This is a genomic window from Mycolicibacterium chlorophenolicum, assembly GCF_001044235.1.
In the GTDB taxonomy this organism is placed as follows: domain Bacteria; phylum Actinomycetota; class Actinomycetes; order Mycobacteriales; family Mycobacteriaceae; genus Mycobacterium; species Mycobacterium chlorophenolicum.
Genome location: NZ_JYNL01000030.1, coordinates 402959 through 425162, shown reverse-complemented (window position 1 = coordinate 425162; position 22204 = coordinate 402959). Strand labels below are relative to the sequence as shown.

The following is a 22204-nucleotide window of genomic DNA, read 5'->3' as shown; positions in this document are numbered from 1 at the left end:
TTCTCCTCTAGACGAGGCCGGTCGCGTCGAACACCCACGACATATCGGCGGTGGCGAAGTCTTCCATCCAGGTGGGCGGCGCGTGGTTGGCCAGCGCGCCCATGTCCCAGTAGTCCTTCCACAGCGTGATCTTCCCGTCGGCGACCCGGTGCACCGAGACGAACTGCAGGACTGCGGATTCGCCTGTGGCCCAGTGCCATTCCTCGTGGTGCTCGTACATCACGTCGGTGCCGTTGCTCACCATCAGGCCCGGGAAGTTCTCGTAGGACGCCAACGGCTCCAGGCCGATCTTGAGCCGCTTGACGATGTCGTCGGGGCCGCGGGCCGCTGCGGCCGGGCCGACGGGCATGTCGAGGTAGATGCAGTCCCACGAGAGAAAGGTTTTCAGCTGCTCCCAGTCGCGCGCCGAGAGCGCCGCCCACATGCCCTCGACGACCTTCTCAACCGGCATGGGTCAGTGCACTTTCCTGCGCCGGAAGCGCCGGCGCCTTGTGGGCCGCGCGCAGGAACCGGCCGGTGCGGCGGGTGCCGACGAGCGGGCTGGCTTCACCCTCGCGGAACACGGCGCGGCCGCCGACGAACACCGCGGTCACGGTGGCGTCGTTGCGGTTGACCATCCGGGAGAGCCCGCCGTACTGGTCCACCGGTGCCTCGGCGTAGTCGTCAAGCGACGCGTCGAGACGTTCCGGGTCGAGGACGACGACGTCGGCGCGGTCACCGACGCGCAGGTGTCCGGCGTCGATGCGGTACCAGTCGGCCAGTTCGCCGGTCAGCCGGTGCACGGCCTGCTCGATGGTCATGAACGGCGTGCCGGCGCGGTCGGCGTCGCGCACGTGCCTCAGCAGGCGAAGCCCCATGTTGTAGAACGCCATGTTGCGCAGGTGCGCGCCGGCATCGGAGAAACCCATCTGCACGCCCGGGTCGCGGGCGAGCATCTTGAGCACCTCGGGCCGGTGGTTGGAGATCGTGGTGTGCCAGCGCAGCGCTGTGCCGTGCTCGAGCACCAGGTCGAGGAACGCATCCACCGGGTGCAGGCCGCCGCGCTCGCGGCCGACCTGCCCGAACGACTTGCCGATCACCGAGGCGTCCGGGCAGTCGACGATCTCGGCGTCGAAGAAGTCGCGGTGCCACACCCGCATGCCGAACTTCGCGTCGTAGTCCTGGCGGAACCGGCGCCGGTAGGTCTCGTCGCGCAGCAGCGCGTTGCGTTCCACCTCGTCGCGCAGATGCAGCGCCGCCGCGCCGGCCCCGAACTCCTCGAAGATCACCAGATCGATGCCGTCGGCGTACACCTCGAACGGCACCGGCAGATGCTGCCAGCGGAAGTCGCCGCCGAGGCGGTTGACCAGCTTGGCCAGCGGACCCAGGATCTTGATCGCCAGCGGGTTGGACTTGACGTCGGCCGCCGAGAGCAGGCTGGTCTTGAGCGGGTTGCGCAGCACGCCCAGCGACTGAAACGCCTGGGAGCCGATGTCGAGCGGGTTCTGGATGTCGGGTCCGGACTGCAACACCCGGCCCGAGCGGCGCAGCAGCGACTTCAGCCGCCGCAGCTCCCGGGGCTTGGCGTAGGTGGACGGCAGGGTGCGCGAGCGGCACACCTCCCCGTCGAGCTTGTCGAAAAGCAGTTGCTGAGAGGACATTCCGACGAAGCCGGCGCGGAGCGCCTCGGTGAGCATGCGCTCCATCTGCGCCTGCTCGGCACTGGTCGGGCGCTCGTCGCGGCGGGTCGCGCGGTCCAGACCCATGGTCGCGGCTCGCATGTCCGAATGCCCGATGAAGGCGGCGACGTTGGGGCCCAACGGGCGGTCCTCCAGCGCGGCGATGTACTCCTCGCCGTTGGTCCAGGTCTTGTGCCGTTCGATCGCGTCGATGACGTGCTCGCGGGGGATCGCCTCGACCCGGCCGAAGATGTCCCCGGCATCGGGACCGTCGACGTAGAGGGTGGACAGCGAGCACGAGCCGAGCAGCACCGTGGTGACGCCGTGGCGCAGCGACTCGGCCAGCGCGGGCCCGCCGAGCACCTCGATGTCGTAGTGGGTGTGGATGTCCAGCATGCCGGGCAGCACCCATTTCCCGGACGCGTCGATCACCTCCGCGGCGTCGGCGTCGGCGAGGTCGTCCTCGGTGATGACCGCGATGTGACCGTCCCTGATGCCGATCGTGCGGATCGCAGACGGGGCGCCGGTGCCGTCGAACCAGCGGCCGTTGCGGATGATCGTGTCGTAGCTCACAGCACTGCTCACGCCCCCATCGAACAGGGCGACACGACAGGTGTCAACGAAATCGTGAACAGATCTCGGCGAGTGTCTACCCGCGGTCGGCGCATAATCGAGCAGGTGACGCCGCTACAGCGCTACATCGCCGAAGAGATCGCCACCGACCACGTCGACGGCCTGCTGTCCCGCCGCGAGGCGCTGCGCCGACTGGCCCTCCTGGGAATGGGTGCGGCCAGCGCCTCAGCGCTGATCGCCGCCTGTGCCGACACCAAGCAGAGCGACGGGTCGACGTCCGAGAGCCCGACCCCGCCGCCGTCGTCTCCGTCGGCGGCCAAACCGGTGCCGCCGGGGATGGCCGATGCGCTGCCCACCGCACCGGTGACGTGGGCGGGTCCGGCGGGGCAGCTGCAGGGCGCGTGGGCCGAGGCGCCCGACGCGCGGGGCGGCCTGCTGGTGATCCACGAGAACAAAGGGCTGACCGACTGGGTGCGCTCGGTCGCGGGCCGGCTGGCCGGCGCCGGCTACTCGAGTCTGGCCGTCGACCTGCTCTCCGGTAACGGCGGCACCGCGACATTCACCGACCCCGCCGCGGCGACGGCGGCGCTGGGGAACCGCCCGCCCGAGGCCATGGTCGCCGACCTCACCTCCGGCATCGCCGAGCTGCAGCGCCGCACCCCGGGGCGCAAGGTCGCCGCGATCGGGTTCTGCATGGGCGGTGGTCTGGTGTGGCGGCTGCTCGACAGCGGGGTGCCGCAGCTGGCCGCGGCGTTCCCGTTCTACGGACCCACCCCGGACGATCCCGATTTCTCGGGGTCGAAAGGCGTGGCCGTGCTCGGCTTCTACGGCGCCCTCGATCAGCGCGTGAACGCCACCGAACCGGCGGCCCGCGCCGCGCTGGAGAAGGCCGGTCTGGTGCACGAACTCGTCACCGAACCCGACGCCAACCACGCGTTCTTCAACGATACCGGCGACCGCTTCAACCAGGCCGCCGCCGACGACGCGTGGCGCCGGACGCTGGACTGGCTGACCGTGCACGTGGGCTGACGCCCCCGACACGACACCGCGGGCGAAGACGCAACCTGCTGTTCGGCGACGCGCCGACCCGCCGTTGCTCGTCGCACATCCCCGCGGGTTCTCATGCAGCCATGCGGGTCGTGCAGGTGGCGAACTTCTACGGGCCCCGGTCCGGCGGCCTGCGCACCGCGGTGGACCGGCTCGGCGCCGAGTACTGCGCGGCCGGCCACCGCGTGTTCCTGATCGTGCCCGGCCGACGCCACGAGTCCGACACGCTGCCCAGCGGCGTCGTGCGAATCAGTCTGCCCGCCAGACTGATTCCGTTCACCGGGGGATACCGCGCGGTGTCGCCGCGGCCGGTCACCGCGCTGCTCGAGCAGTTGGCCCCCGACGCACTGGAGGTCTCCGACCGGCTCACGCTGCGCTCGCTGGGACCGTGGGGCCGCGCACACGGCGTGTCGACGGTGATGATCTCCCATGAGCGGCTCGACCGGCTCGTCGGACAGGTCCTGCCGCGACCGTGGGCCAGGACCGTCGCGGACGCCGCCAACCGGCGCACCGCCGCCAACTACGACGTCGTGGTCTGCACCACCGCGTTTCGCCCGGGCGGAGTTCGACCGGATCGGGGCGTCGAATCTGCTGACGGTGCCGCTGGGTGTCGATCTCGACCAGTTCCACCCGCGGCGCCGGTCGGCGGCGATGCGTGAGCGGTGGGCCCGCCCCGGCCAGACCCTGCTGGTGCACTGCGGGCGGCTCTCGGTCGAGAAGCATCCGCATCGCAGCATCGACACCGTTGCGGCGCTGCGGGATTCGGGGGTCGACGCGCGGCTGGTGGTGGTCGGCGAGGGGCCGCTGCGCGCCAGGCTGCAGCGGCAGGCCGACGGACTGCCCGTCGACTTCACCGGCTACATCGGGTGCCGCGACACCGTGGCCACGATTCTCGCCAGCGCCGACATCGCGCTGGCCCCGGGCCCGCACGAGACGTTCGGGCTCGCCGCACTCGAGGCCCTGGCATGCGGAACCCCGGCGGTGGTGTCCCGCACCTCGGCGCTCGCCGAGATCCTCACCCACGACAGCGGCGCGACCGCCGACAACGACCCGCGGGCCATCGCGCATGCCGTCACCGCGGTGATGAGCCGACCGGAGCACCACCGGCGGCACAGTGCCCGCCGCCGGGCCGAGCAGTTCACCTGGCCGCGCTCGGCCGCCGGGATGCTCAGCGCACTGCGCGTCCATTAGCCGGTGCGCCGGCACCGCCGTGCCCTACGATCCCTGCATGATCCGCACGTTCGCCGTGGTGTCGGCCGCCGCGCTGCTCCTCGGCGCGACGGCGGTGGTCGCCGACGCGCAACCGGCGCCCGCGACCTGCGAGTACGACCTCTCGCCCCCGAGCGTGGTCGCCGTGTCCGGCACCAATGTGGTGACGGCGACGGTCACCCCGAGAGCATGCGACGGCGCGGTCACCTTCCAGACCGTCGCCTGCATCCAGATGGCCGGCGGCACCGATGCCGGGATCTGCGCCCGGGGCGCCGGGATCCTGCCCGCGCAGGTCTTCTTCCAGCCCTACCGTCCCGGCACGGTCTACACCTCGACCGGACGCGGCTGCGCATCGGCGGGGAACCCTCCGCAGACGTCCTGCCAGGAGAGCGGCCCGCTCACCGCCACGCTGTGAGCGGCGCGGTTTAGCTCCGCAGGCACTCGGGCATCCGACGATTCACGGGGTCGTCAATCATGACCGGCCCCCTCGAATCGAGGAGCCGGCATGGACAGCAACGTCATCGTCTGGATCGTGGTCGCCGTCGTCGCGATCATCGTCATCGCCCTGATCGTGGTCGCAGCGAAGAAGTCCCGCGACAAACGGCGCGCGCAGGAAGCCGACCGCATCCGTGAGGAGGTGCACCACGACAGCCAGCGGGTGCAGCGGCAGGCCGCGCTCGTCGAAGAGACCGAGGCCAAGGCCCGCGCCGCCAAGGCCGAGGCGGACGCCAAGGCCGCCGAGGCGGCCCGGCTCGCCGACACCGCTGCCGGCCGTCGCGACGCGCTGACCAGCTCACAGCAGCACATCGACGCCCGGCGCGAGCACGCCGACAAGCTCGACCCGCGGGTCGATCACCGCGCCGATGACGCCCGCGCCGTCGACCCCCGGGCCGACGGCCGCGTCGACGACGTCCGGGCAGAGGGCGGCCGCCACGAGGGGCACCGCGCCGCGCCGGGTGACGCCCAGACGATGCGCCCCGACGTCACGCAGCGCTAACCGGCCGGCGTCCAGGCGACGGGCAGTCGCTTGATGCCGTGGATGAACGCCGAGTGCAACCGGTCGGGCTCCTCGACCGCGCGCAGGTCGGGGACCCGGCGGTGCAGTTCCTCGAACGCCACGGTGATCTCGCGGCGCGCGAGGTTGGCCCCCAGGCAGAAGTGCGCACCGCCGCCGCCGAACCCGACGTGCGGGTTCGGGTGGCGGCGCACGTCGAACATCCACGGGTCGACGAACTTCGACTCGTCGCGGTTGGCCGACCCGTACCACATCGTCAGCTTGTCGCCGGCCGAGATGCGGACGCCGCTCAACTCCAGGTCCCGGGTGGCCGTGCGCCGCATGTAGGCCACCGGCGACGCCCAGCGCACGATCTCCTCGACCGCGGTCGGGGCGATCGCGGCGTAGTCCGCCCACCACAGGTCGCGCTGCTCGGGGTAGCGGCTCAGCGCGAGCACACCGTGACTGATCGCATTGCGGGTCGTCTCGTTGCCGGCGACCACGAGCAGGATGAAGAACGACGCGACCTCGGCCGAGGTGAGCCGCTCGCCGTCGAGTTCGGCGGCCACCAGCGCGGTGGTGAGATCCTCGGCGGGATGGTCGCGCCGGTCGTCGGCCAGCGCGGTCGCATACGCGCCGATCGCCATCGCGACGGAGACGAACTCGTCGAAGTCCGTGGCGATGTCGGGATCGCCGAACCCGAGGATCACGTTCGTCCAGTGAAAGATGCGCTGATGGTCGTCCTCCGGGATGCCCATCATGTCGCAGATGATCTGCAGCGGCAGAGGCCCGGCCAACTCGGCCACGATGTCGGCCCGGCCGTCGGGGTGCCGGTCCACCATGTCGTCGACCAGCCGCCGGGCCCGGTCACGCACCGAATCCTCGATCAGCGCAAGCACTCTCGGGGTGAACGCGCTGCGCACGATGTTGCGCAGCCGGGTATGACGCGGGTCGTCCATCGCGATCATCGAGCCGAAATACTCTGCGAGCTCCGGGGATTGATCGCCGACCACGATGCCCAGCGCGGAGCTGAACAGCTCCGGATGCCTGCTGGCGTAGAACACGTCGTCGTAGCGGGTCAGCGCCCAGTGCCCGGCCACCTCGGCCTCGCCGTCCGGGACGATCGCCTCGTGGAAGCTGATCGGAGCTTCGCGGCGCAGGGTGGCGAACGCGCCGTCGCGGACGTCGTCGTCGAGTCCCCAGAAATCCCACGAACCCAGGTCGACGTCGCCGAGCGCGACGTCGGGTGGGGGAGTTCCGTTCACCCGGGTCAGGTCACCGAGTTCCAGGCTGCTCATGCGATCCGAGCGTAGCCTCAGGGCCGCTCTTCATGGCCCTTTCTGCCGTGTGTGCGGCGGTCCTCTTTCATCCGCGCCTCGTGCAGATGGCGTTCGCCGCCGACCAGCTCGTCGCGCACCCGCCGCTCGTGCTCGCGGATCACGCTCCAGTAGTCGTCGTCGAACTCCTCGACCACCTGGAAGGTCCACCGCCCCTGCAGGACGTTGCGGCCCACCACGTCAGTCTCCAGCCGCTCGGCGATCTCGTCGTGGCCGGCGTCGCGCAGCGCGTCGCACGCCTCGCCGAGTGTCAGATCGGCGTGGCCCATCAGTTGGTGGAACGAATACAGATGTCCCCGCGCGCGTTCCACCCATTCCAGCGCCTCGGTCACCTTGCCGACGGCGTCCACCGTGGCATCGCTTGCGTCAGTCACGGCCGGAAGATACCCGGCTCACCCCTCGACTACCGCCTTGATTCTTTCCAGTGTCTTACGCATGTCCCGCAGGTTGCGCCGTTTGCGGAGCTGGCCGCCGAACACCGAGTACAGCGCCATCAACGGATTCTGGTCCAGACGGAAGGATTCGGTGACGTCGGTGCCCGACGCCGTCGGCGTGAGGCGGTAGTGCCAGTTGTTGACGGCGCGGTCGCCGGCCAGGACGGCGAAGCCGAACTCGCGACCGGGCTCACACGCGGTGACCCGGCACGTCGTCCAGTACACCGGGCCGATCTCGTTGCGGCGGACGTGGCCGCGGAAGCGGGCGCCGAGCGCGGGCCCGGTGGCGCCGTCGAGCCACTCGGCCTCGAACGTCTCCGGGGAGAACCGGCCGGTGTTGCGGATGTCGGCGATCAGATCCCAGATCGCCTCGGCCGGCGCCGCCATCGACACCGTCGCCGAACCCTGCATCGCGGCCATCGCTGGTCAGCGGTCGAAGTCGTCGTCGTCAGGGACCTCGATCGCCTGCTCGATCAGGTCGGCCTCGTTGGCCTGCCAGTCGCGGTCGCCGGCGACCCGCGCCACGTCGCGCCAGGTGTCGTCGGCGGCGTCATCGGCGGCGTCGACCGGGGTGAGCTGTTCGACGACGTCGGCCTCGGCGGCGTCGGGCAGCGGGTCGCGGTCGGGTGTGGTCATCAGGGGTTGCCTCCGAGAGTCGGGGGAGCGGTCCCTCCACGATAGTTCGCCGGGTCACGACACCCCAGCCGACGCCCGGCGATTCACGCCCGCCGAGGGCACTCGGGTACTGTGCGTACAACTGTGCTCCGACGAGACAGGCCCTCAAACCCCGCGGGGCCGCCCATCGACCAGCCCCCCAGATTCAAAGGTCAGTGATTTGCCAGACACCAGTAACGGGACCCGGGATCTCACACCGCATTTCGAGGACGTCCAGTCGCATTACGACCTCTCGGACGACTTCTATCGGCTGTTCCTCGACCCGACCCAGACCTACAGCTGCGCCTACTTCGAGCGCGACGACATGACCCTCGAGGAAGCCCAGCTCGCCAAGATCGACCTGTCGCTGGGCAAGCTCGGTCTCGAGCCAGGCATGACGCTGCTCGACGTGGGCTGCGGCTGGGGCGCCACCATCAAGCGGGCCGTCGAGAAGTACGACGTCAACGTCGTCGGACTCACGCTGAGCCGCAACCAGCAGGCGCATGTGCAGAAGGTGCTCGACGGCCTGGACAGCCCGCGCACCAAGCGTGTGCTGCTGCAGGGCTGGGAGCAGTTCCACGAGCCCGTCGACCGCATCGTGTCGATCGGCGCGTTCGAACACTTCGGCCGCGACCGCTACGACGACTTCTTCAGCAGGGCCTACGACGTGCTGCCCGCCGACGGCGTGATGATGCTGCACACCATCGTCAAGCCCGACGACGAGGAGTTCGCAGCCCGGAACCTGCCGGTCACGATGACCAAGATCAGGTTCTTCAAATTCATCATGGACGAGATCTTCCCCGGCGGCGATCTGCCCCAGCCGGTGAAGGTGAAGACGCATGCGACCAAGGCCGGCTTCGGAGTCGGGCTGGTCCAGCCGCTGCGGCTTCACTACGCGCGCACCCTGGACCTGTGGGCCGCCGCGCTGGAGGCCAACCGGGAGCAGGCCATCGCGATCCAGTCCGAAGAGGTCTACGAGCGGTACATGAAGTACCTGACCGGCTGTGCCGACCTGTTCCGCGACGGCTACACCGACATCTGCCAGTTCACTCTGACCAAGAGCTGACTCAAGGCTTCAGGTAGGACCGGGCCGGCTGGCCCGGTTCCCCGCCGGCGGCGTCGCGCCGCCGCGCCGCCATGCCCGCGAGGGCCTCGAACACCACCCGGTGCGCCGCGTTGACGGTCAGCTCGGCGTGGTCGTAGGCCGGTGCCACCTCGACCACGTCGACGCCCGCCACGTCGTGTTCGTAGCAGAGCTGACGGACCATGCGCAGCAGGTCGGCGCTGGTGATGCCGCCGGGCTCCGGGGTCCCGGTGCCGGGGGCGTGCGCCGGGTCGAGCACGTCGATGTCGACGGACACGTACAGCTTGTCGGCCTTGGCCAGCGCCTCGCCCACCGCGTCGGCCATGACGGCCTTGAACCCTCGCTCCCAGATCTCCTGCATGGTGTGCCAGGTCATCTTCTGTTCCTGCATCCACTCGAAGGTGTCCTGCGGCGGCCAGTAGCCCCGCAGCCCGACCTGGACGAAGTGGGAGCCGGGAACGGCGCCGGACTCGATCAGCCGGCGCATCGGGGTGCCGTGGCTGGCCAGGTTGCCCTCGATCTCGTCGGCGGTGTCGGCGTGCGCGTCGAAGTGCACGATGCCGACGTTGCCGTAGCCGTGCACGTCGGCCACCGCGGTGGCGGCCGGCCACGTGATCGAGTGGTCACCGCCGAGGATCACCGGGACGATGCCGCGGCTGGCGATCGCGTGCACGCGCTCCTTGATGTTGGCGTGCGACACCTCGGTCTGCCCGTGCGGGCAGTAGGCGTCACCGAAGTCGACGACCTCGAGCCAATCGAAGATCTCCAGACCCAGATCCATGTGGTAGGTGCCGGGCTCATAGGCGGTGGCGCGGATCGCCCGCGGCCCGAACCGTGCTCCGGGCCGGTTCGTGGTCGCGATGTCGAACGGCGCGCCGACGATCGCGACGTCGGGCTTCCACGAGTCGAGCTGCTCGGTCTCGGTCAGGAACGGGCGGTGTCCGAACGACGCCATTCCCGCGTAGGCCAGCTCGAGCTGCTCGAGCATGCCCGGGGGGAGCTCGCGGCGGGGTTCACCGTGGTGATCGTGATCATGGCCCATGCGAGGAAACCGTACCGGTCATCGCCCGCCGGGACCGGTCAACGCCGAGCGCAGATCGTCTGGGACCGGCCGCTTGGCCCAGTCCTCGGTCGACACCACGACATAGGTGTTCTGCCCCCGCACCGCGACCTGCTCCGCGCCGCCGGCGGGATTGCGCCGCCACACCGCGAACGTCAGCGTGAAGCTGGTGGTGCCGACCCGGATGCACGCGGCGGTCACCCGCACGCTGTCGCGCCACCGCACCGGGGCGGCGAAGTCGATCTCGCTGTGCACGACCTGGAAATCGAGACCGCCCGCCATCACGTCGGGGTAGGCGACCCCGCAGTGGTCGAGCAGACCGGTGAAGGCTTCGTCGAACCAGGTGAGGTAGTGGCCGTTGAACACCACGCCCTGCTGATCGACCTCGGCGTAGCGGGGCACGAACGGCAGCGAGAACTCGCTCATTCGGACGACCCTAGGGTGCGGCAGACTCGGGCCATGCAGCTCGTCACGATCGATGACATCCGCTCCGCGGCGCACCGGATCCGCCCCCGGGTGGTGCGCACCCCGCTGGTGCCCGCGACCTGGGGCGACGACGACCGGCCGCTGTGGATCAAACCGGAGAACCTGCAGGCTGTCGGCGCGTTCAAGGTCCGCGGCGCGTTCAGTGCCCTCACCGCGCTGGCGGGGCCGGTCGAGGATGTCGTGGCGTACTCCAGCGGCAACCACGCCCAGGCCGTCGCGTATGCCGCGGCCACCTTCGGGATGCGCGCGCACATCGTGATGCCGGAGGAGACGCCGGAGGTGAAGGTCGCCGCCACCCGGGCGCACGGGGCACGAGTGGTGCTGTGCGGGGCCGGGCAGCGCGAGATGGTCGCCGCGGAGGTGGTCGCCAAGACGGGCGGGGTGATGATCCCGCCGTTCGACCATCCTCAGGTGATCGCGGGTCAGGGCACGATCGGCCTGGAGATCGCCGAGGACCTGCCCGAGGTCCGGACCGTCCTGATCCCGGTCAGCGGCGGCGGCCTGGCCTCCGGTGTCGGGGTGGCGATCCGGGCACTGTGCCCGCAGGCCGCGGTGTACGGCGTCGAGCCCGAACTCGCCGCCGACACCGCCGAGAGCCTGCGCACGGGCCGGCGCGCGGACTGGCCAGTGGCGCAGCGCAACCGCACCATCGCCGACGGGTTGCGCTCGCAACCCTCAGAACTGACCTTCACACACCTGCAACGCGTCCTGGACGGCGTGCTCACCGTGACCGAAGACGAAATCCGGTCCGCAGTAAGAGAATTCGCCCTGCGCGGGCATCTGGTGAGCGAACCCAGCGGCGCCGTCGCCCTGGCCGCCTACCGACAGGGCGGGACCCCGCCGGGCCCGACCGCGGTGATCCTGTCGGGGGGCAACATCGAGCCGCGGTTACTGACGGAGATTCTCGCCGGGTGACCGTTTGACGGGTGTGCAATACCACGCGCGGTGCGGGTAAGGTCACGGCGACATCGCGTCACGGGTCCGCCGGCGGACCGCGGACGCGCGAAGGAGTGGTTCGTGGACGCAGTGCTCGGCTTGTCGGTGACGTCATCGGCCGTCGGTCTGGTCCTGGTCGAGGGGCAGGACGCCGACAGCGCCGCGATGGACGGTGCGGGCTTCGAGGTGGCGACGTCGCAGCAGGCCGCCGACGCGGTGCGGCGCACCGAGGCGATCGCCGCCCAGCGCGGCCGGCGGGTGCAGTCGATCGGCGTGACCTGGAGCGACGACGCCCACACCGAAGCGTCCCTGCTGCTCAAGTCGCTCAGCGACTCCGGCTTCGACAACATCGTGCCTGTCCGGCTGTCCGAGGCCACCGACGCGCTGGCGCGCGGTATCGCCGAGGTGATGGGTTACCACACCACCGCGGTGTGCGTGGTGGAGCCCGGCCAGCTCATCGCCCTCGTGGTCACCCCCGACGACGGCGCCGTCCAGACCGCCGTCAACAGCACCGTCGTCACCGAGGACGACCTGATCGGCTGGCTGAGCGCGGTGTTCACCCGCGCCGACTGGGAGCCCGAGGCGCTGGTGCTGGTGGGATCGGTCGAGGACCTCGACGGGCTGGTGCCGGTGCTGGAGGACGCGCTCGCCGTGCCGGTGTTCTCGCCCGCCGAAGCCCAGCTGGCGCTGGCCCGCGGAGCGGCGCTCGCGTGTGCGCCCGCCGGCGAGGCCTTCTGGGCCGACGAGCGCGAACCCGCGCCGCCGAGCAGCCGGCGCCGCAACGAACGCTTCCTCAAGGCCGCCCCGGTGGTCATGCTGGCCACCGGCGCGGTCGCGTTCGTCGCCTCGGTGTCGGCCGCGCTGGGCCTGCAGTTCGTGCCCGACCGGCCGGCGCCGCCGGTCCGTCCCGCCGCCGAGACCGTGGTGCCGGCGCCGAGGTCGACCCCGGCGCCGCCGCCACCCCCGCCGGTCGCCGAGGTCCCGGCCCCGCCGCCGGTGGTCGAGGAGGCACCCGTGGTCGAGGAGCCGGCGCCGGACACCGCGCCGGTGCAGGAGGCTCCCGCCCCCGATCCCGCTCCGGTGGAGGGCGCCGACGTGCCGCCTCCGCCCGACGCCGCCGCACCGCCGGTGCTGCCCGCGCCGGAGGTCGTGCCCCCGCCCGTGCCCGAGGAGCGGCCGGGCATTCTGCAGCGGATCCGCGACCGCCTGGCGGGCGTCGGGCAGAACGAGCCGCCGCCTGCGGTGGCGCCGCCTCCGGTGCCGCCCGTCCTACCCTGACGGTGTGAATCCCCGCGTCGCCCTGCGCCTCGGCATCGTCGTGGCCGTTGCCGCAGCACTTCTCGTCGTCGGCGTGACCTCCGAACGCGGCCTGTGGTGGCGGCTTCTCACCTTCACCTATCAGGCCAACCTGCTGGCCGCCGGCTACTACCTGTGCACGCTGGTCTGGCCCCGCGCCGACGCCCGCGCAGGCCTGCGCGGGGCGGTGGTGCTCTACGTGGTGATGGCGGGCCTGGTGTGGAACCTGTTCCTCACCGGCCACAGCATGGGCTACACCGTCGCCAACCTGCTGCTGCACGTCGTGGTTCCGGTGCTGGCGCTGTGCGACTGGGTGCTGGTGGGCCGCGGCGAGGCCCCGGTGGCAGCCCGGTTGTCGTGGTGGCAGCCCGTCGCCTGGCTGGTGTTCCCGGCGGCCTACCTGGCCCTGGCCCTGCTCGTACTCAACAACGCGGGCCGGCGTGCGCCGTACTTCTTTCTCGACCCCGACCGTGTCGGCGCCGCCGCGGTGGCGGTGAACGTCGCGGCGCTGGCCGCAGGCGTGCTGGCGCTCGGCTATGCGTTGCTGGCCGTCGGTGGGGTGAAACGTTCCGAGGTGTGACCGCGATAGCGGTTCTACAGGGGGAAACCCCACGATTATCTAGGATGGCACCGTGGCGAGCGCCTCACGTGAACAGAACCGGTCCCGCAGTTCGGTCACCCGCCGGGTGGCCGCCGTACTCGGATCGGTCGTCGTACTGGCCGGGATGTCCGGCCTGTCCGCCGGGCCCTCGGCCCTCGGCGCGGTCGACACCGCGCTGCCACCGTCCATCAGCGAGATCTCGCCGGCCCCCGGCCAGACCGTCGGGGTGGCCCATCCCGTCACGGTGACGTTCACCTCGCCGGTGCCGAACCGCCGCGCCGCCGAGGGATCGATCGCGGTGCGCCCCAACGGAACCGGCGCTCCCGCCGACGGCAGCTTCGCCTGGCTCGACGACCGGACCGTGCAGTGGACACCGGCGACGTTCTTCCCGGCGCACGCACCCATCGACGTCTCGGTCGGCGGCTTCGCCACCAGCTTCGAGACCGGGTCCTCGGTGGTCGGGGTGGCCGACATCGACGCGCACACGTTCACGGTCAGCATCGACGGTGTCGTCGCCCGCGAGATGCCCGCCTCGATGGGCAAGCCGAAGCATCCCACCCCGGTCGGCGAGTTCACCGCACTGGAGAAGCAGAAGTCCGTGGTCATGGACTCGCGGACCATCGGCATCCCGCTGTCGGACCCCGAGGGCTACCAACTGACCGTCGCCAACGCCGTCCGCGTGACCTGGGGTGGCGTCTACGTGCACTCCGCGCCGTGGTCGGTGGGATCGCAGGGGTACGCCAACGTCAGCCACGGCTGCATCAACCTCAGCCCCGACAACGCCGCCTGGTATTTCGACACCGTGAGCGTCGGCGACCCGATCGTCATCCAGGCCTAGCTCCGCGCGGTCACACGTTCGTCAGATTTGCCCGCCACCCGCCGGGTAGCCCTTCCGTATCGAACGGAGGCACGGCGATGCACCACGACGGACACCCGAAAGCCACCCTGGCCGACGTCTCGCAGATCGGGGATTCACCCCTGCTGCGGGCGATGAGCGGCGAACTGGTCAGTATCGAGGCCCACGATCGGCTGGTCGCGATCGCGCGCTACGAAGAAGGTCTCGACTAGCAGTTCGCCTGGATGCGGAACTTCGCTGTCACCGCATCGCTCGGCTTGGCGGTGAAGTTCCCGTCCGCCGTGCCGGTGATCGTGTACTTCCCCTGGCCTCCGGTCACCTCGGCCTCCCCGAAGTTGCCGGCCCAGAAGTTGCCGGAGAACCCACCCAGGTCGCGGAACTCGACGGACTTCGCCTTGGCCGGCCCGTCCGTGGCGAGCACGGCCGTGAACCCCTTCTCCTTCTCGGGAGTCTGGATGTACCAGGTGAATCCGGTCTGCCGGCACGTCACGGGGAGCGCACCTCCGGCGTCGTTGCCGTCGATCGTGACGGTGGCGGTGGTGCCGCCCAACGCGGGCTCGGGGGACGAGCATCCGGCCGCGCCGAGGACGACGACGCCGCCCGCCACGGCCGCCATGAGGTGTCGGAGTTCCATGGCGCCCGACTCTATGCGTTCGCGCGCCGATGGCGGCGAATTCCCCGCGATTCGCCGCCCGCGCCGTTGCTGTCAGCCCAGCGCGGCCGCCGTCGCGTCGTCGGCGGGCAGGAATGCCTCGATGCTCAGTTCGGCGGCGGTGAGGTCGAGCGCGGTGCCGAACGTGGTCACCATCGACAGGAACCGCAGTTCGACGCCGTCCGGCGTGACCAGCTCCAGCGGGACCGCGACGCCACCCAGATCGGTGGGCGCATACCCGCCGGGATAGCCGGCCAGCTCGTCGAGCAGTCCGGCGAGTTCGCCCGAGTCGTCGGCGGCAGCCTCCCGCCGCAGCCGTTCGACCAGATGGGACCGCCACTGACCGAGGTTGCGGATGCGGGGCGCCAAGCCGTCGGGGTGCAGCGCGATGCGCAGCGCGTTGGGACGCTCGAGCAGGTGCGGCGCGACGCCGGCGAGCAGGACGCCCGCACCGGCGTTGGCGCTCACCAGGTCCCAGGCCCGGTTCACCACGACGCAGGGGTAGGGGTCGTAGGCGGCGAGCACGCGCGCGACGCCGGCCTGCACGGCCGCCATGTCGGGCGCCTCGAGGGGCCGCTCGGCGTAGGCCGGGGCGAACCCGGCGGCGACGAGCATGCGGTTCTGGTCGCGGCGCGGGACGTCGAGGACACCGGCCAGCCGCAGCACCATCGCCCGGCTCGGCGCGGCCCGGCCGGTCTCGACGAAGCTGAGGTGGCGTGCCGAGACGCCGGCCTCCAACGCGAGGTCCAGCTGGCTGAGCCGGCGCCGGGTCCGCCAGCGCCGCACCATGGACCCGACGGTCGTCGTCGGCACCTCCTGCACGGTCATGCCCCCAGTCTCACCCGCCGCCGATCGGAGAGCCACTACCTCGCAGGTAATTGCCGCGGCTACCTCGGCCGGGCAGCGTGGAGGCATGGCTGGGATCCCGAGATGGTTGCGCGTCGTGCTGATCTGTGACCGCGCCGGCTCGTCGTGGTACGTCGGCACCGGCTTCTTCTTCGCGCCGGTACTCGCCGTCGTGTCGCCGTGGCCGACGCTGACCGCCGCGCTGTGGGTGGTGATCGGCCTGACCGGGCTGTGGCTCGGCCTGCTCGGCGTCGCGATGGCGACCGGGCTGACGATGGTGCTGCGCTCCGGCGGCGAGATCGGCGAGGACTACTGGCGCTCCATCATCGACTATCCGGCCGGCTGAGTAGCTGCCCGCGCAGCGTGCCGGCCAGCCATCTCTCGAAGCGGCGGCGGGACCAGCCGCGGGCACCGACGAGGCGACGGTGCAGCAGCGGCTCGGTGAACAGCGCGGCCAGGTCGATCGCCTCGGACCGGGACAGCCCGTCCCGCAACCCGCCCAGCGCGCCGACCGCATCGACGACCGCTGCCGCGCCCGTTCGTCGTTGGGTGCTCATCCGATCGAACAGCGCGTGCGCCGCTTCGTCCGACGCCGCGGCACCTTCGAGCACGGCGAACAACCCGTCGACACGGGCGTCGATCTCGGTGAGCACCGCGGCCCAGGCGTCCAGCACCGCGCCCGGGTGCGGCAGGTCCAGCAGCGCCCTCACGTCCGGTCGGGCCGCCAGCGGAACAGGCGCGTCGTCCCCGGCGACGGCCCAGTCCATCGCCAGCGCAAGAAGTTCGGTCTTGCCGCCGACCGCGGTGAACACGGTCTTCCGGCTCACCCCCGCTGCGTCGGCGATCGCGTCCACCGACGTCCCCTCGAAGCCCGACGACACGAACAGATCCGCCGCGGCCGCGACGATCCGCCGCCGGGTGGCCTGCGCCTGGGCGGTGCGCAACGGCGATCGGTAGCCGCGCTTGACAGAATCCGACATTCAGGTAACTCTTCTGGAGTTCATTACACCATAAGTTACATGAAATGAGACGAGATGACCACCGCCGTCGTCGGAGCCGGGCCGACAGGTCTGTTCACCGCCATCGCGCTGGCCCGCCGCGGTCACGACGTGACCGTCGTCGACCGTGATCCCGGTCCGGTGGAGGGTCGGCCGTGGCGGCGCAGAGGGGTGATGCAGTTCGCGCATGCGCACACCTTCCGCGGACCGGTGGTCGACGCGCTGCAGGCCGAGATTCCGGGCGCCGTCGAGGTTCTCGTGGAGGCCGGCGCCACGGTCGCGACCGCGGACGACGGCACCGCGATCGCCCTGCGGTGCCGCCGCGAACTCTTCGAACGCGCGCTGCGGGTGATGGCCTCGCGCCAGCGCGGGTTGACGATGGTGACAGGACACGTCGACCGCGTGGTCCTCGACGCGCACCGCGCCGTCGGGGTGCTGGTCGACGGCGCACGGATGCCGGCCGATCTGGTGATCGACGCCTCCGGGCGAGCCGGTCGGATGTCACGCGGTCTGGGTCGTACCGGGGAGGACGCTCAGTGCGGAGCGGCCTACGTCACCCGGCAGTACCGGCTCGACGACGTCGCCGCGGGCGGCCCCGTCAACGGGCCGATCGGGCTGTCGCTGAGCCTGAGCGGCTACTTCGCGGTCGCATTCGTGCACGACAACGGGACCTTCTCGGTCACGATCACCCACGACGGCACCGACCCGCGGCTACGTCAGCTGCGGCACGCGCCGGTATACGAGGCCGCCGTGCGCGCCATCCCGCTGCTGGCGGAGTGGATCGATCGGGCCCAACCGATCACCCCGGTACTGCCCGGGGGCAGGCTGCACAACTCCTACCGCCCGCAGGTCGACGACGACGGGCGACCGATGGTGCCTGGACTCCTTGCGGTCGGCGATTCCGCATGCACCACGACGCCGTTGGCCGGGCGCGGCGTCACGCTGGCGTTCCGGCAGGCGCAGGCCCTAGTCGGCATGCTGGACCGCCGGCCCGAGGATCCTGTCGCGGTGGCCGTTCAGTTCGACGGGTGGTGCCGCGACCACATCCGCCCGTGGTTCCTCGACCATGTGCACTGCGACGGCGACCGGCTCCGGCGGTGGGCGGGCGGCGACATCGACGTGCGCCGACGGTTGCCGTCGGACCTCGTCGTCGCCGCCGCCGCGGCCGATGCGTCGTTACGGGCCGAGGTGGCGGCCTACGAGAGGATGCAGGCGCTCCCGTCGAGCCTGGACCGCCTGCAGGAACGCGCCCGCGCGGTGTACGCGTCGGGATGGCGTCCGCCGATCGCCGCGGGGCCCACGCGCGCCGAACTCGGCGAACTGTGCGCTCAGTGCGCGACGGGGCAGCCCGTGCCGCTGTAGTCGACCTGCCAGTGCTTGATCCCGTTGAGCCAGCCGGACCGCAGCCGTTCCGGGGTGCTGACCGAACGCAGGTCGGGCATGTGGTCGGCGATGGCGTTGAACATCAACTCGATCGTCATCCGCGCCAGGTTCGCACCGATGCAGTAGTGCGCGCCGGTGCCGCCGAACCCGACGTGCGGGTTCGGGTCCCGCAGGATGTTGAACGCGTGCGGGTCCTCGAACACCTCTTCGTCGAAGTTCGCCGACCGGTAGGACATCACGACCCGCTGGCCCTTCTTGATCTGCACGCCGGAGAGTTCGTAGTCGCACAGCGCGGTGCGCTGGAACGACGTCACCGGCGTCGCCCACCGGACGATCTCGTCGACCGCGGTGGCCGGGCGCTCCCGCTTGAACAGCTCCCACTGGTCGGGATGCTCGGTGAACGCGATCATGCCGTGGGTGATCGAGTTGCGGGTCGTCTCGTTGCCCGCGACGGCGAGCAGCACCATGAAGAACCCGAATTCGTCGTCGGAGAGCTTGTGCCCTTCGACGTCGGCCTCGATCAGCTTGGTGACGATGTCCTCACCGGGCTGCTCGGCCCGCTCGGCGGCGAGCTGCATCGCGTACACGATGAGTTCGGTTGCCGCGTTGCGGTTGTCGTAGTGCGCGAACTCGGGGTCGTCGTCGCTGACCATCTGGTTGGACCAGTCGAACAGCTTCTTGCGGTCCTCGTCGGGGATGCCCAGCAGACCGGCGATGGCCTGCAGCGGCAATTCGCAGGACACCTGCTCGACGAAGTCGCCGGCGCCTTCGGCGGCCGCGCTCTTGGCGATGTTCTGCGCACGGGCGTCCAGATCGGCCCGCAACCGTTCGACGGCGCGGGGCGTGAAACCACGCGAGACGATCTTGCGCAGGTGCGTGTGGTGCGGCGCGTCCATGTTGAGCAACACGAACTTGCCGGTCTCGATCTGCTCGAACGTGGATCCCTCGGGGTAGCGGGGGAGCGCCGTCTTCTCCAGGCTGGAGAACACGTCGCTGCGCTTGGAGATCTCCTTGACGTCGCGGTGTTTGGTGACCACCCAGTAGCCGCCGTCGCCGAACGGCCCGGCGCCGCCGCCGGTCTGCTCGTTCCACCAGATCGGGGCGGTGCGCCGCAGCGCCGCCAATTCCTCCACCGGCAGTCGCGCGCAGTTGAGGTCGGGGTCGGTGAAGTCGAAACCGGGCGGGAGATCCGGAGTCGGCATGCTTGCTCCTTGCCGTCACGGGGGCTATATCGCATACCTACACCACCGGCGGGGCTCCGTGCGCCGACTTCGGCGAACCGGCGCTGTAACGAATGCGGCCCGTCCGAAGAAGCACAGGGTGACAATGGCTTATCACTGCGGCCACTGACCCGAAGGGGGAACCGGCGATGATCGGATGGGACAAGACTGCGGTCGCCGCGGGGGCTGCCGCGTTCGCGGCGCTGATCGCCTGTGCGCCGCTGGCGGCCGCCCAACCCGCGGCACCGCCGGAGCCCGTGCCCGCACCTGTGCCACTGCCCGCGCCGGCTCCCGGGCCCGCGCCCGCAGACGCGGCGCCGGTGCAGTCGCTGGCCGCCGGCCCCGCCGCCCCGGTCGACGCTGCGCCTCCCGCAGAGGTGCCGCACCTGTCCAGCCCGGAGAACCTGCCGCCGGGCACCACCGAGACCCCGACGACGCAGACGAAGCTGGGGTACCTGCGGGATCTGTGGCATGCGATGCAGACCCAGGAGGTGACGGGATCGGACGCGCTGCTGCTGCTGACCCAGCGCCCGATGTCGGCCGGCCCCACGCCGGCGATGTCGCCGGTCGCACCCCCGCCGGCCCCCGCTCCGGCCGATCCGGCCCCGGTGACCCCCTAGGTCGCGAGCGCGACCGCTTCCACTGCCTCGATGCGGGCCGGCACGTGCTTGTGCAGCGGCGTGCCCGCGTACGCGTCGCGCCAACCGGTGGACGTCAACGCATTCGGCGCCACCCCGGGCACCCGGGCGCGCCCGTCGTCACCGACGAAGTCGACCCCGAAACCGTTCGGCAACGACGCGTGCCCGGGCAGCATCGCGTCGCTGATCTCCACGGTCGCCTCGGCAGTGCCCGCGGCCGTGCTGATGCGGGCGCGGCCGCCGTCGGTGAGGCCCAGCGCTTCGGCGTCTTCCACGCTGACCCGTAGCGCGCCGTCGGCGTCGCGCTTGCGCCAGGACGGGTCGCGGATGATGTCGTTGGCGGTGTAGGCGCGCCGCTCGCCGGCCGACAGCACGATGGGGTACTCCGGGGTCGTCAGCCCAGCGGGCGCCTCGGCCAGCGCGCGGATGTCGGCCAGCATCTCCGGCATCTCGATCGCGATCCTGCGATCCGGATGCGTGATCAGCGCGAAGTCGTCCTCGTACTCGTGCACGGTGAACGTGACGCCCGAGCGCCCGGCCAGGATCGCGTCGAACAGCGCGTTGCCGTCGGCGTGACCGGCGCGGCGCACCGCCTCCGGGTAGGTCATCGCGGTCTTCTGCGCGAGCCCCCACAGTGCGGCGGCCCCGGACAGGCCGTCGGGCAGCGTCGGACCCAGCGTCTCGTACAGCACGAACGGAAGCACCTTCCCCAGCCCGGGATTCGCGCCGACGGCAGCGAGGAACGCGGCGGTGAACTCGTCGCGACCGGCTTCGGCGGCGCGACGCAGCGGAGCCAGTTCGGCCTCGTCGACCACGTCGAGTTCCCGCATCAGCCGGGCCCAGATCTCGGGTTCGGGCAGCGTGCCGGCAAGGGGCTCCATGACCGGGTGCCGCAGGTGAAAAGTGTTGTGCGGGAACTCCAGGTTGAAGAACGTCGCCTCGGCCTTCTCGAACTGGCTGGCCGCGGGCAGCACATAGTGCGCGAGCCGCGCCGTCTCGGTCATCGCCACGTCGATCACCACCAGCAGCTCGAGGCTCTCGAAAGCCGCACGCACCGCTCCGGAGTCGGCGACCGAGTGCGCCGGGTTGCTGCTCTCCACGATCAGCCCGCGGAACCGGTCCGGATGGTCGGTGAGGATCTCCTCGGGCACCACGTTGCTCGGCATCAGGCCCCCGATGATCGGCGCGCCCGTGACCGGGCTGCGGCCCACGCCCCCGGGCCGGAACAGCGGCGCGAACGACGAATGCAGGTGCTGGCTGCCGGGTTTGGCGAAGTTGCCGGTCAGGATCCACAGCATCTTGTTCAGATACGAGCACAGCGTGCTGTTGACGGACTGCTGCACGCCGAGGTCTTCGAACACCGCGACGCTGGCGGCGCCACCGATGCGGCGTGCCGCGGCGCGCAGCAGGCCCTCGGCGACCCCGCAGCGTTGCGCGTAGTCGACGACGGGCACCTCGGCCAGCACCTCGCGGACCGCGTCGGCGCCGGTGACGTGCTCGGCGAGAAAGGCTTCGTCGCAGAGGTTTTCCTGCACCAGGACGGCGGCCAGCGCCGCCAGGCACCACGCATCCGTGCCTGGCCGCACCCGCAGGTGGAAGTCGGCCATCGCCGCGGTGTCGGTGATCACCGGGTCGATGACGATCATCGACCGGGCCGGGTCCTTGGCGATCTCGTTGAGCACGACGCGGGCGCGGGGGAAGCTCTGCGACATCCACGGGTTCTTGCCGACGAACACCGACACCTCGGCGTGCTCGAATTCGCCGCGGGTGTGGTTGCCGTAGAAGTGCGCGTCGACCCAGTGCTCGCCGGTCTTCTCCTGGGCGAGCGCGTTCGACCGGTGGTGCGAGCCCAGCGCCTTGAGGAACGCGCCGCTGTACGCGCCGCCGAGGTGGTTGCCCTGCCCGCCGCCGCCGTAGTAGAGGATCTTGTCACCGCCGTGGGTATCGGCGATGGCCCGGAAGCCCGCCGCGATCTCGGAGATCGCGGTGTCCCAGTCGATCTCCTCGTAGGTTCCGTCGGGCCTGCGGCGCAGCGGGGAGGTCAACCGGTTGCGGTCGTTCTGGTAGTGATCCAGCCGCAGCGCCTTGTTGCACGTGTAGCCCTGCGATGCGGGATGGTTCTTGTCGCCGCGGATACGGGCCAGTCGGCGGTCCTCGACCTGCACGACGATGCCGCAGTTGCACTCGCACAGGATGCAGGCGGTGGGTTGCCAGTCGGTGGCGGTGTCGGTCATCGTGAGGT

25 protein-coding genes and 1 pseudogene are annotated in these 22204 nt (G+C 70.9%); 13 read left to right on the top strand and 13 right to left on the bottom strand.

The features are described 5' to 3' along the window. Positions 1–7 precede the first annotated feature (7 nt). Positions 8–451, bottom strand: a complete 444-nt coding sequence (locus tag MCHLDSM_RS16795) for a nuclear transport factor 2 family protein (RefSeq protein ID WP_048471087.1) — start codon at positions 449–451, stop codon at positions 8–10. Continuing rightward, positions 441–2231 carry an N-acyl-D-amino-acid deacylase family protein gene (locus MCHLDSM_RS16790; protein WP_082168914.1) on the bottom strand — a complete coding sequence of 597 codons (1791 nt, stop codon included), beginning with the start codon at positions 2229–2231 and terminating at the stop codon, positions 441–443. The genes MCHLDSM_RS16795 and MCHLDSM_RS16790 overlap by 11 nt, the downstream gene beginning before the upstream one ends. Positions 2232–2336: 105 nt before the next feature. On the opposite strand from MCHLDSM_RS16790, the gene MCHLDSM_RS16785 reads away from it, so the two are divergent. The 4 genes and pseudogenes from MCHLDSM_RS16785 to MCHLDSM_RS16770 all read left to right on the top strand — a co-directional run bounded on the left by MCHLDSM_RS16785 (position 2337) and on the right by MCHLDSM_RS16770 (position 5484). After that, a complete protein-coding gene (locus MCHLDSM_RS16785) occupies positions 2337–3260 on the top strand; it encodes a dienelactone hydrolase family protein (protein WP_048471085.1) in 924 nt (307 codons plus the stop codon). Positions 3261–3361: 101 nt separating this feature from the next. Then, positions 3362–4469: pseudogene (locus tag MCHLDSM_RS16780) on the top strand (glycosyltransferase). Positions 4470–4506: 37 nt separating this feature from the next. Further along, entirely contained in the window at positions 4507–4902 is a 396-nt protein-coding gene (locus MCHLDSM_RS16775; RefSeq protein WP_048421237.1) for a hypothetical protein, read from the top strand. Between the two features lie 90 nt (positions 4903–4992). Next, a complete protein-coding gene (locus tag MCHLDSM_RS16770) occupies positions 4993–5484 on the top strand; it encodes a hypothetical protein (protein WP_048471084.1) in 492 nt (163 codons plus the stop codon). On the opposite strand, the gene MCHLDSM_RS16765 is transcribed toward MCHLDSM_RS16770, so the two are convergent. The 4 genes from MCHLDSM_RS16765 to MCHLDSM_RS16750 are packed head-to-tail and all read right to left on the bottom strand — an operon-like array spanning position 5481 to position 7888. Beyond that, positions 5481–6779, bottom strand: a complete 1299-nt coding sequence (locus MCHLDSM_RS16765) for a cytochrome P450 (protein ID WP_048471083.1) — start codon at positions 6777–6779, stop codon at positions 5481–5483. The genes MCHLDSM_RS16770 and MCHLDSM_RS16765 overlap by 4 nt on opposite strands. Positions 6780–6796: 17 nt before the next feature. Further along, positions 6797–7192, bottom strand: coding sequence for a hypothetical protein (locus MCHLDSM_RS16760; protein WP_048471082.1), 396 nt, complete (start codon positions 7190–7192; stop codon positions 6797–6799). A gap of 18 nt (positions 7193–7210) precedes the next feature. Then, on the bottom strand, positions 7211–7663 hold the full coding sequence (locus tag MCHLDSM_RS16755; protein ID WP_048471186.1) for an SRPBCC family protein: 453 nt from the start codon (positions 7661–7663) through the stop codon (positions 7211–7213). Positions 7664–7678: 15 nt separating this feature from the next. Continuing rightward, positions 7679–7888, bottom strand: a complete 210-nt coding sequence (locus MCHLDSM_RS16750) for an Rv3202a family protein (protein WP_048471081.1) — start codon at positions 7886–7888, stop codon at positions 7679–7681. Positions 7889–8087: 199 nt separating this feature from the next. Here MCHLDSM_RS16750 and MCHLDSM_RS16745 point away from each other — a divergent pair, with 199 nt between their 5' ends. Further along, complete coding sequence (locus MCHLDSM_RS16745; protein WP_048471080.1) at positions 8088–8972, top strand: cyclopropane mycolic acid synthase family methyltransferase; 885 nt, start codon at positions 8088–8090, stop codon at positions 8970–8972. A 1-nt stretch (position 8973) separates the two neighbouring features. Here the strand turns inward: MCHLDSM_RS16745 and speB are convergent, their stop codons facing one another. Together speB and MCHLDSM_RS16735 are read right to left on the bottom strand one after the other, a co-directional pair. Continuing rightward, positions 8974–10032, bottom strand: a complete 1059-nt coding sequence (gene speB / locus MCHLDSM_RS16740) for an agmatinase (RefSeq protein ID WP_048471079.1) — start codon at positions 10030–10032, stop codon at positions 8974–8976. An 18-nt stretch (positions 10033–10050) separates the two neighbouring features. After that, positions 10051–10476, bottom strand: a complete 426-nt coding sequence (locus MCHLDSM_RS16735; RefSeq protein ID WP_048471078.1) for an acyl-CoA thioesterase — start codon at positions 10474–10476, stop codon at positions 10051–10053. A gap of 33 nt (positions 10477–10509) precedes the next feature. Between MCHLDSM_RS16735 and MCHLDSM_RS16730 the strand changes: the two genes are divergently transcribed. From MCHLDSM_RS16730 to MCHLDSM_RS38480, 5 genes are all read left to right on the top strand, one after another. After that, positions 10510–11451 carry a threonine ammonia-lyase gene (locus MCHLDSM_RS16730; RefSeq protein WP_048471077.1) on the top strand — a complete coding sequence of 314 codons (942 nt, stop codon included), beginning with the start codon at positions 10510–10512 and terminating at the stop codon, positions 11449–11451. A gap of 102 nt (positions 11452–11553) precedes the next feature. After that, positions 11554–12750 (top strand): DUF7159 family protein, encoded by a 1197-nt coding sequence (locus MCHLDSM_RS16725; RefSeq protein WP_048471076.1) that lies wholly within the window; start codon positions 11554–11556, stop codon positions 12748–12750. 4 nt (positions 12751–12754) lie between these two features. Beyond that, positions 12755–13348: a Pr6Pr family membrane protein gene (locus MCHLDSM_RS16720; protein WP_048471075.1), complete on the top strand. Its 594-nt coding sequence runs from the start codon at positions 12755–12757 to the stop codon at positions 13346–13348. Positions 13349–13400: 52 nt separating this feature from the next. Further along, positions 13401–14207 (top strand): L,D-transpeptidase, encoded by an 807-nt coding sequence (locus MCHLDSM_RS16715; protein ID WP_048471074.1) that lies wholly within the window; start codon positions 13401–13403, stop codon positions 14205–14207. Positions 14208–14284: 77 nt separating this feature from the next. Further along, positions 14285–14437, top strand: coding sequence for a hypothetical protein (locus MCHLDSM_RS38480; protein WP_165762036.1), 153 nt, complete (start codon positions 14285–14287; stop codon positions 14435–14437). Here MCHLDSM_RS38480 and MCHLDSM_RS16710 read toward each other — a convergent pair. Both MCHLDSM_RS16710 and MCHLDSM_RS16705 read right to left on the bottom strand, forming a co-directional pair. Beyond that, positions 14434–14859, bottom strand: a complete 426-nt coding sequence (locus tag MCHLDSM_RS16710) for a lipoprotein LpqH (RefSeq protein ID WP_048471073.1) — start codon at positions 14857–14859, stop codon at positions 14434–14436. The genes MCHLDSM_RS38480 and MCHLDSM_RS16710 overlap by 4 nt on opposite strands. Positions 14860–14931: 72 nt before the next feature. Next, on the bottom strand, positions 14932–15705 hold the full coding sequence (locus MCHLDSM_RS16705) for a helix-turn-helix transcriptional regulator (protein WP_048471072.1): 774 nt from the start codon (positions 15703–15705) through the stop codon (positions 14932–14934). Here MCHLDSM_RS16705 and MCHLDSM_RS16700 point away from each other — a divergent pair. Beyond that, on the top strand, positions 15704–16069 hold the full coding sequence (locus tag MCHLDSM_RS16700; protein ID WP_407661920.1) for a hypothetical protein: 366 nt from the start codon (positions 15704–15706) through the stop codon (positions 16067–16069). The genes MCHLDSM_RS16705 and MCHLDSM_RS16700 overlap by 2 nt on opposite strands. On the opposite strand, the gene MCHLDSM_RS16695 is transcribed toward MCHLDSM_RS16700, so the two are convergent. Then, a complete protein-coding gene (locus tag MCHLDSM_RS16695) occupies positions 16047–16703 on the bottom strand; it encodes a TetR/AcrR family transcriptional regulator (RefSeq protein WP_048471070.1) in 657 nt (218 codons plus the stop codon). The genes MCHLDSM_RS16700 and MCHLDSM_RS16695 overlap by 23 nt on opposite strands. A 54-nt stretch (positions 16704–16757) precedes the next feature. Between MCHLDSM_RS16695 and MCHLDSM_RS16690 the strand changes: the two genes are divergently transcribed. Beyond that, a complete protein-coding gene (locus MCHLDSM_RS16690) occupies positions 16758–18083 on the top strand; it encodes an NAD(P)/FAD-dependent oxidoreductase (protein WP_048471069.1) in 1326 nt (441 codons plus the stop codon). Here the strand turns inward: MCHLDSM_RS16690 and MCHLDSM_RS16685 are convergent. Beyond that, complete coding sequence (locus MCHLDSM_RS16685; protein ID WP_048471068.1) at positions 18050–19306, bottom strand: cytochrome P450; 1257 nt, start codon at positions 19304–19306, stop codon at positions 18050–18052. The two genes, MCHLDSM_RS16690 and MCHLDSM_RS16685, sit on opposite strands and share 34 nt — an antisense overlap. A gap of 167 nt (positions 19307–19473) precedes the next feature. Between MCHLDSM_RS16685 and MCHLDSM_RS16680 the strand changes: the two genes are divergently transcribed. Next, a complete protein-coding gene (locus MCHLDSM_RS16680) occupies positions 19474–19944 on the top strand; it encodes a hypothetical protein (protein ID WP_053083009.1) in 471 nt (156 codons plus the stop codon). Here MCHLDSM_RS16680 and MCHLDSM_RS16675 read toward each other — a convergent pair. Further along, positions 19941–22196 (bottom strand): molybdopterin-dependent oxidoreductase, encoded by a 2256-nt coding sequence (locus MCHLDSM_RS16675; RefSeq protein WP_048471184.1) that lies wholly within the window; start codon positions 22194–22196, stop codon positions 19941–19943. The two genes, MCHLDSM_RS16680 and MCHLDSM_RS16675, sit on opposite strands and share 4 nt — an antisense overlap. Between the last annotated feature and the right edge of the window lie 8 nt (positions 22197–22204).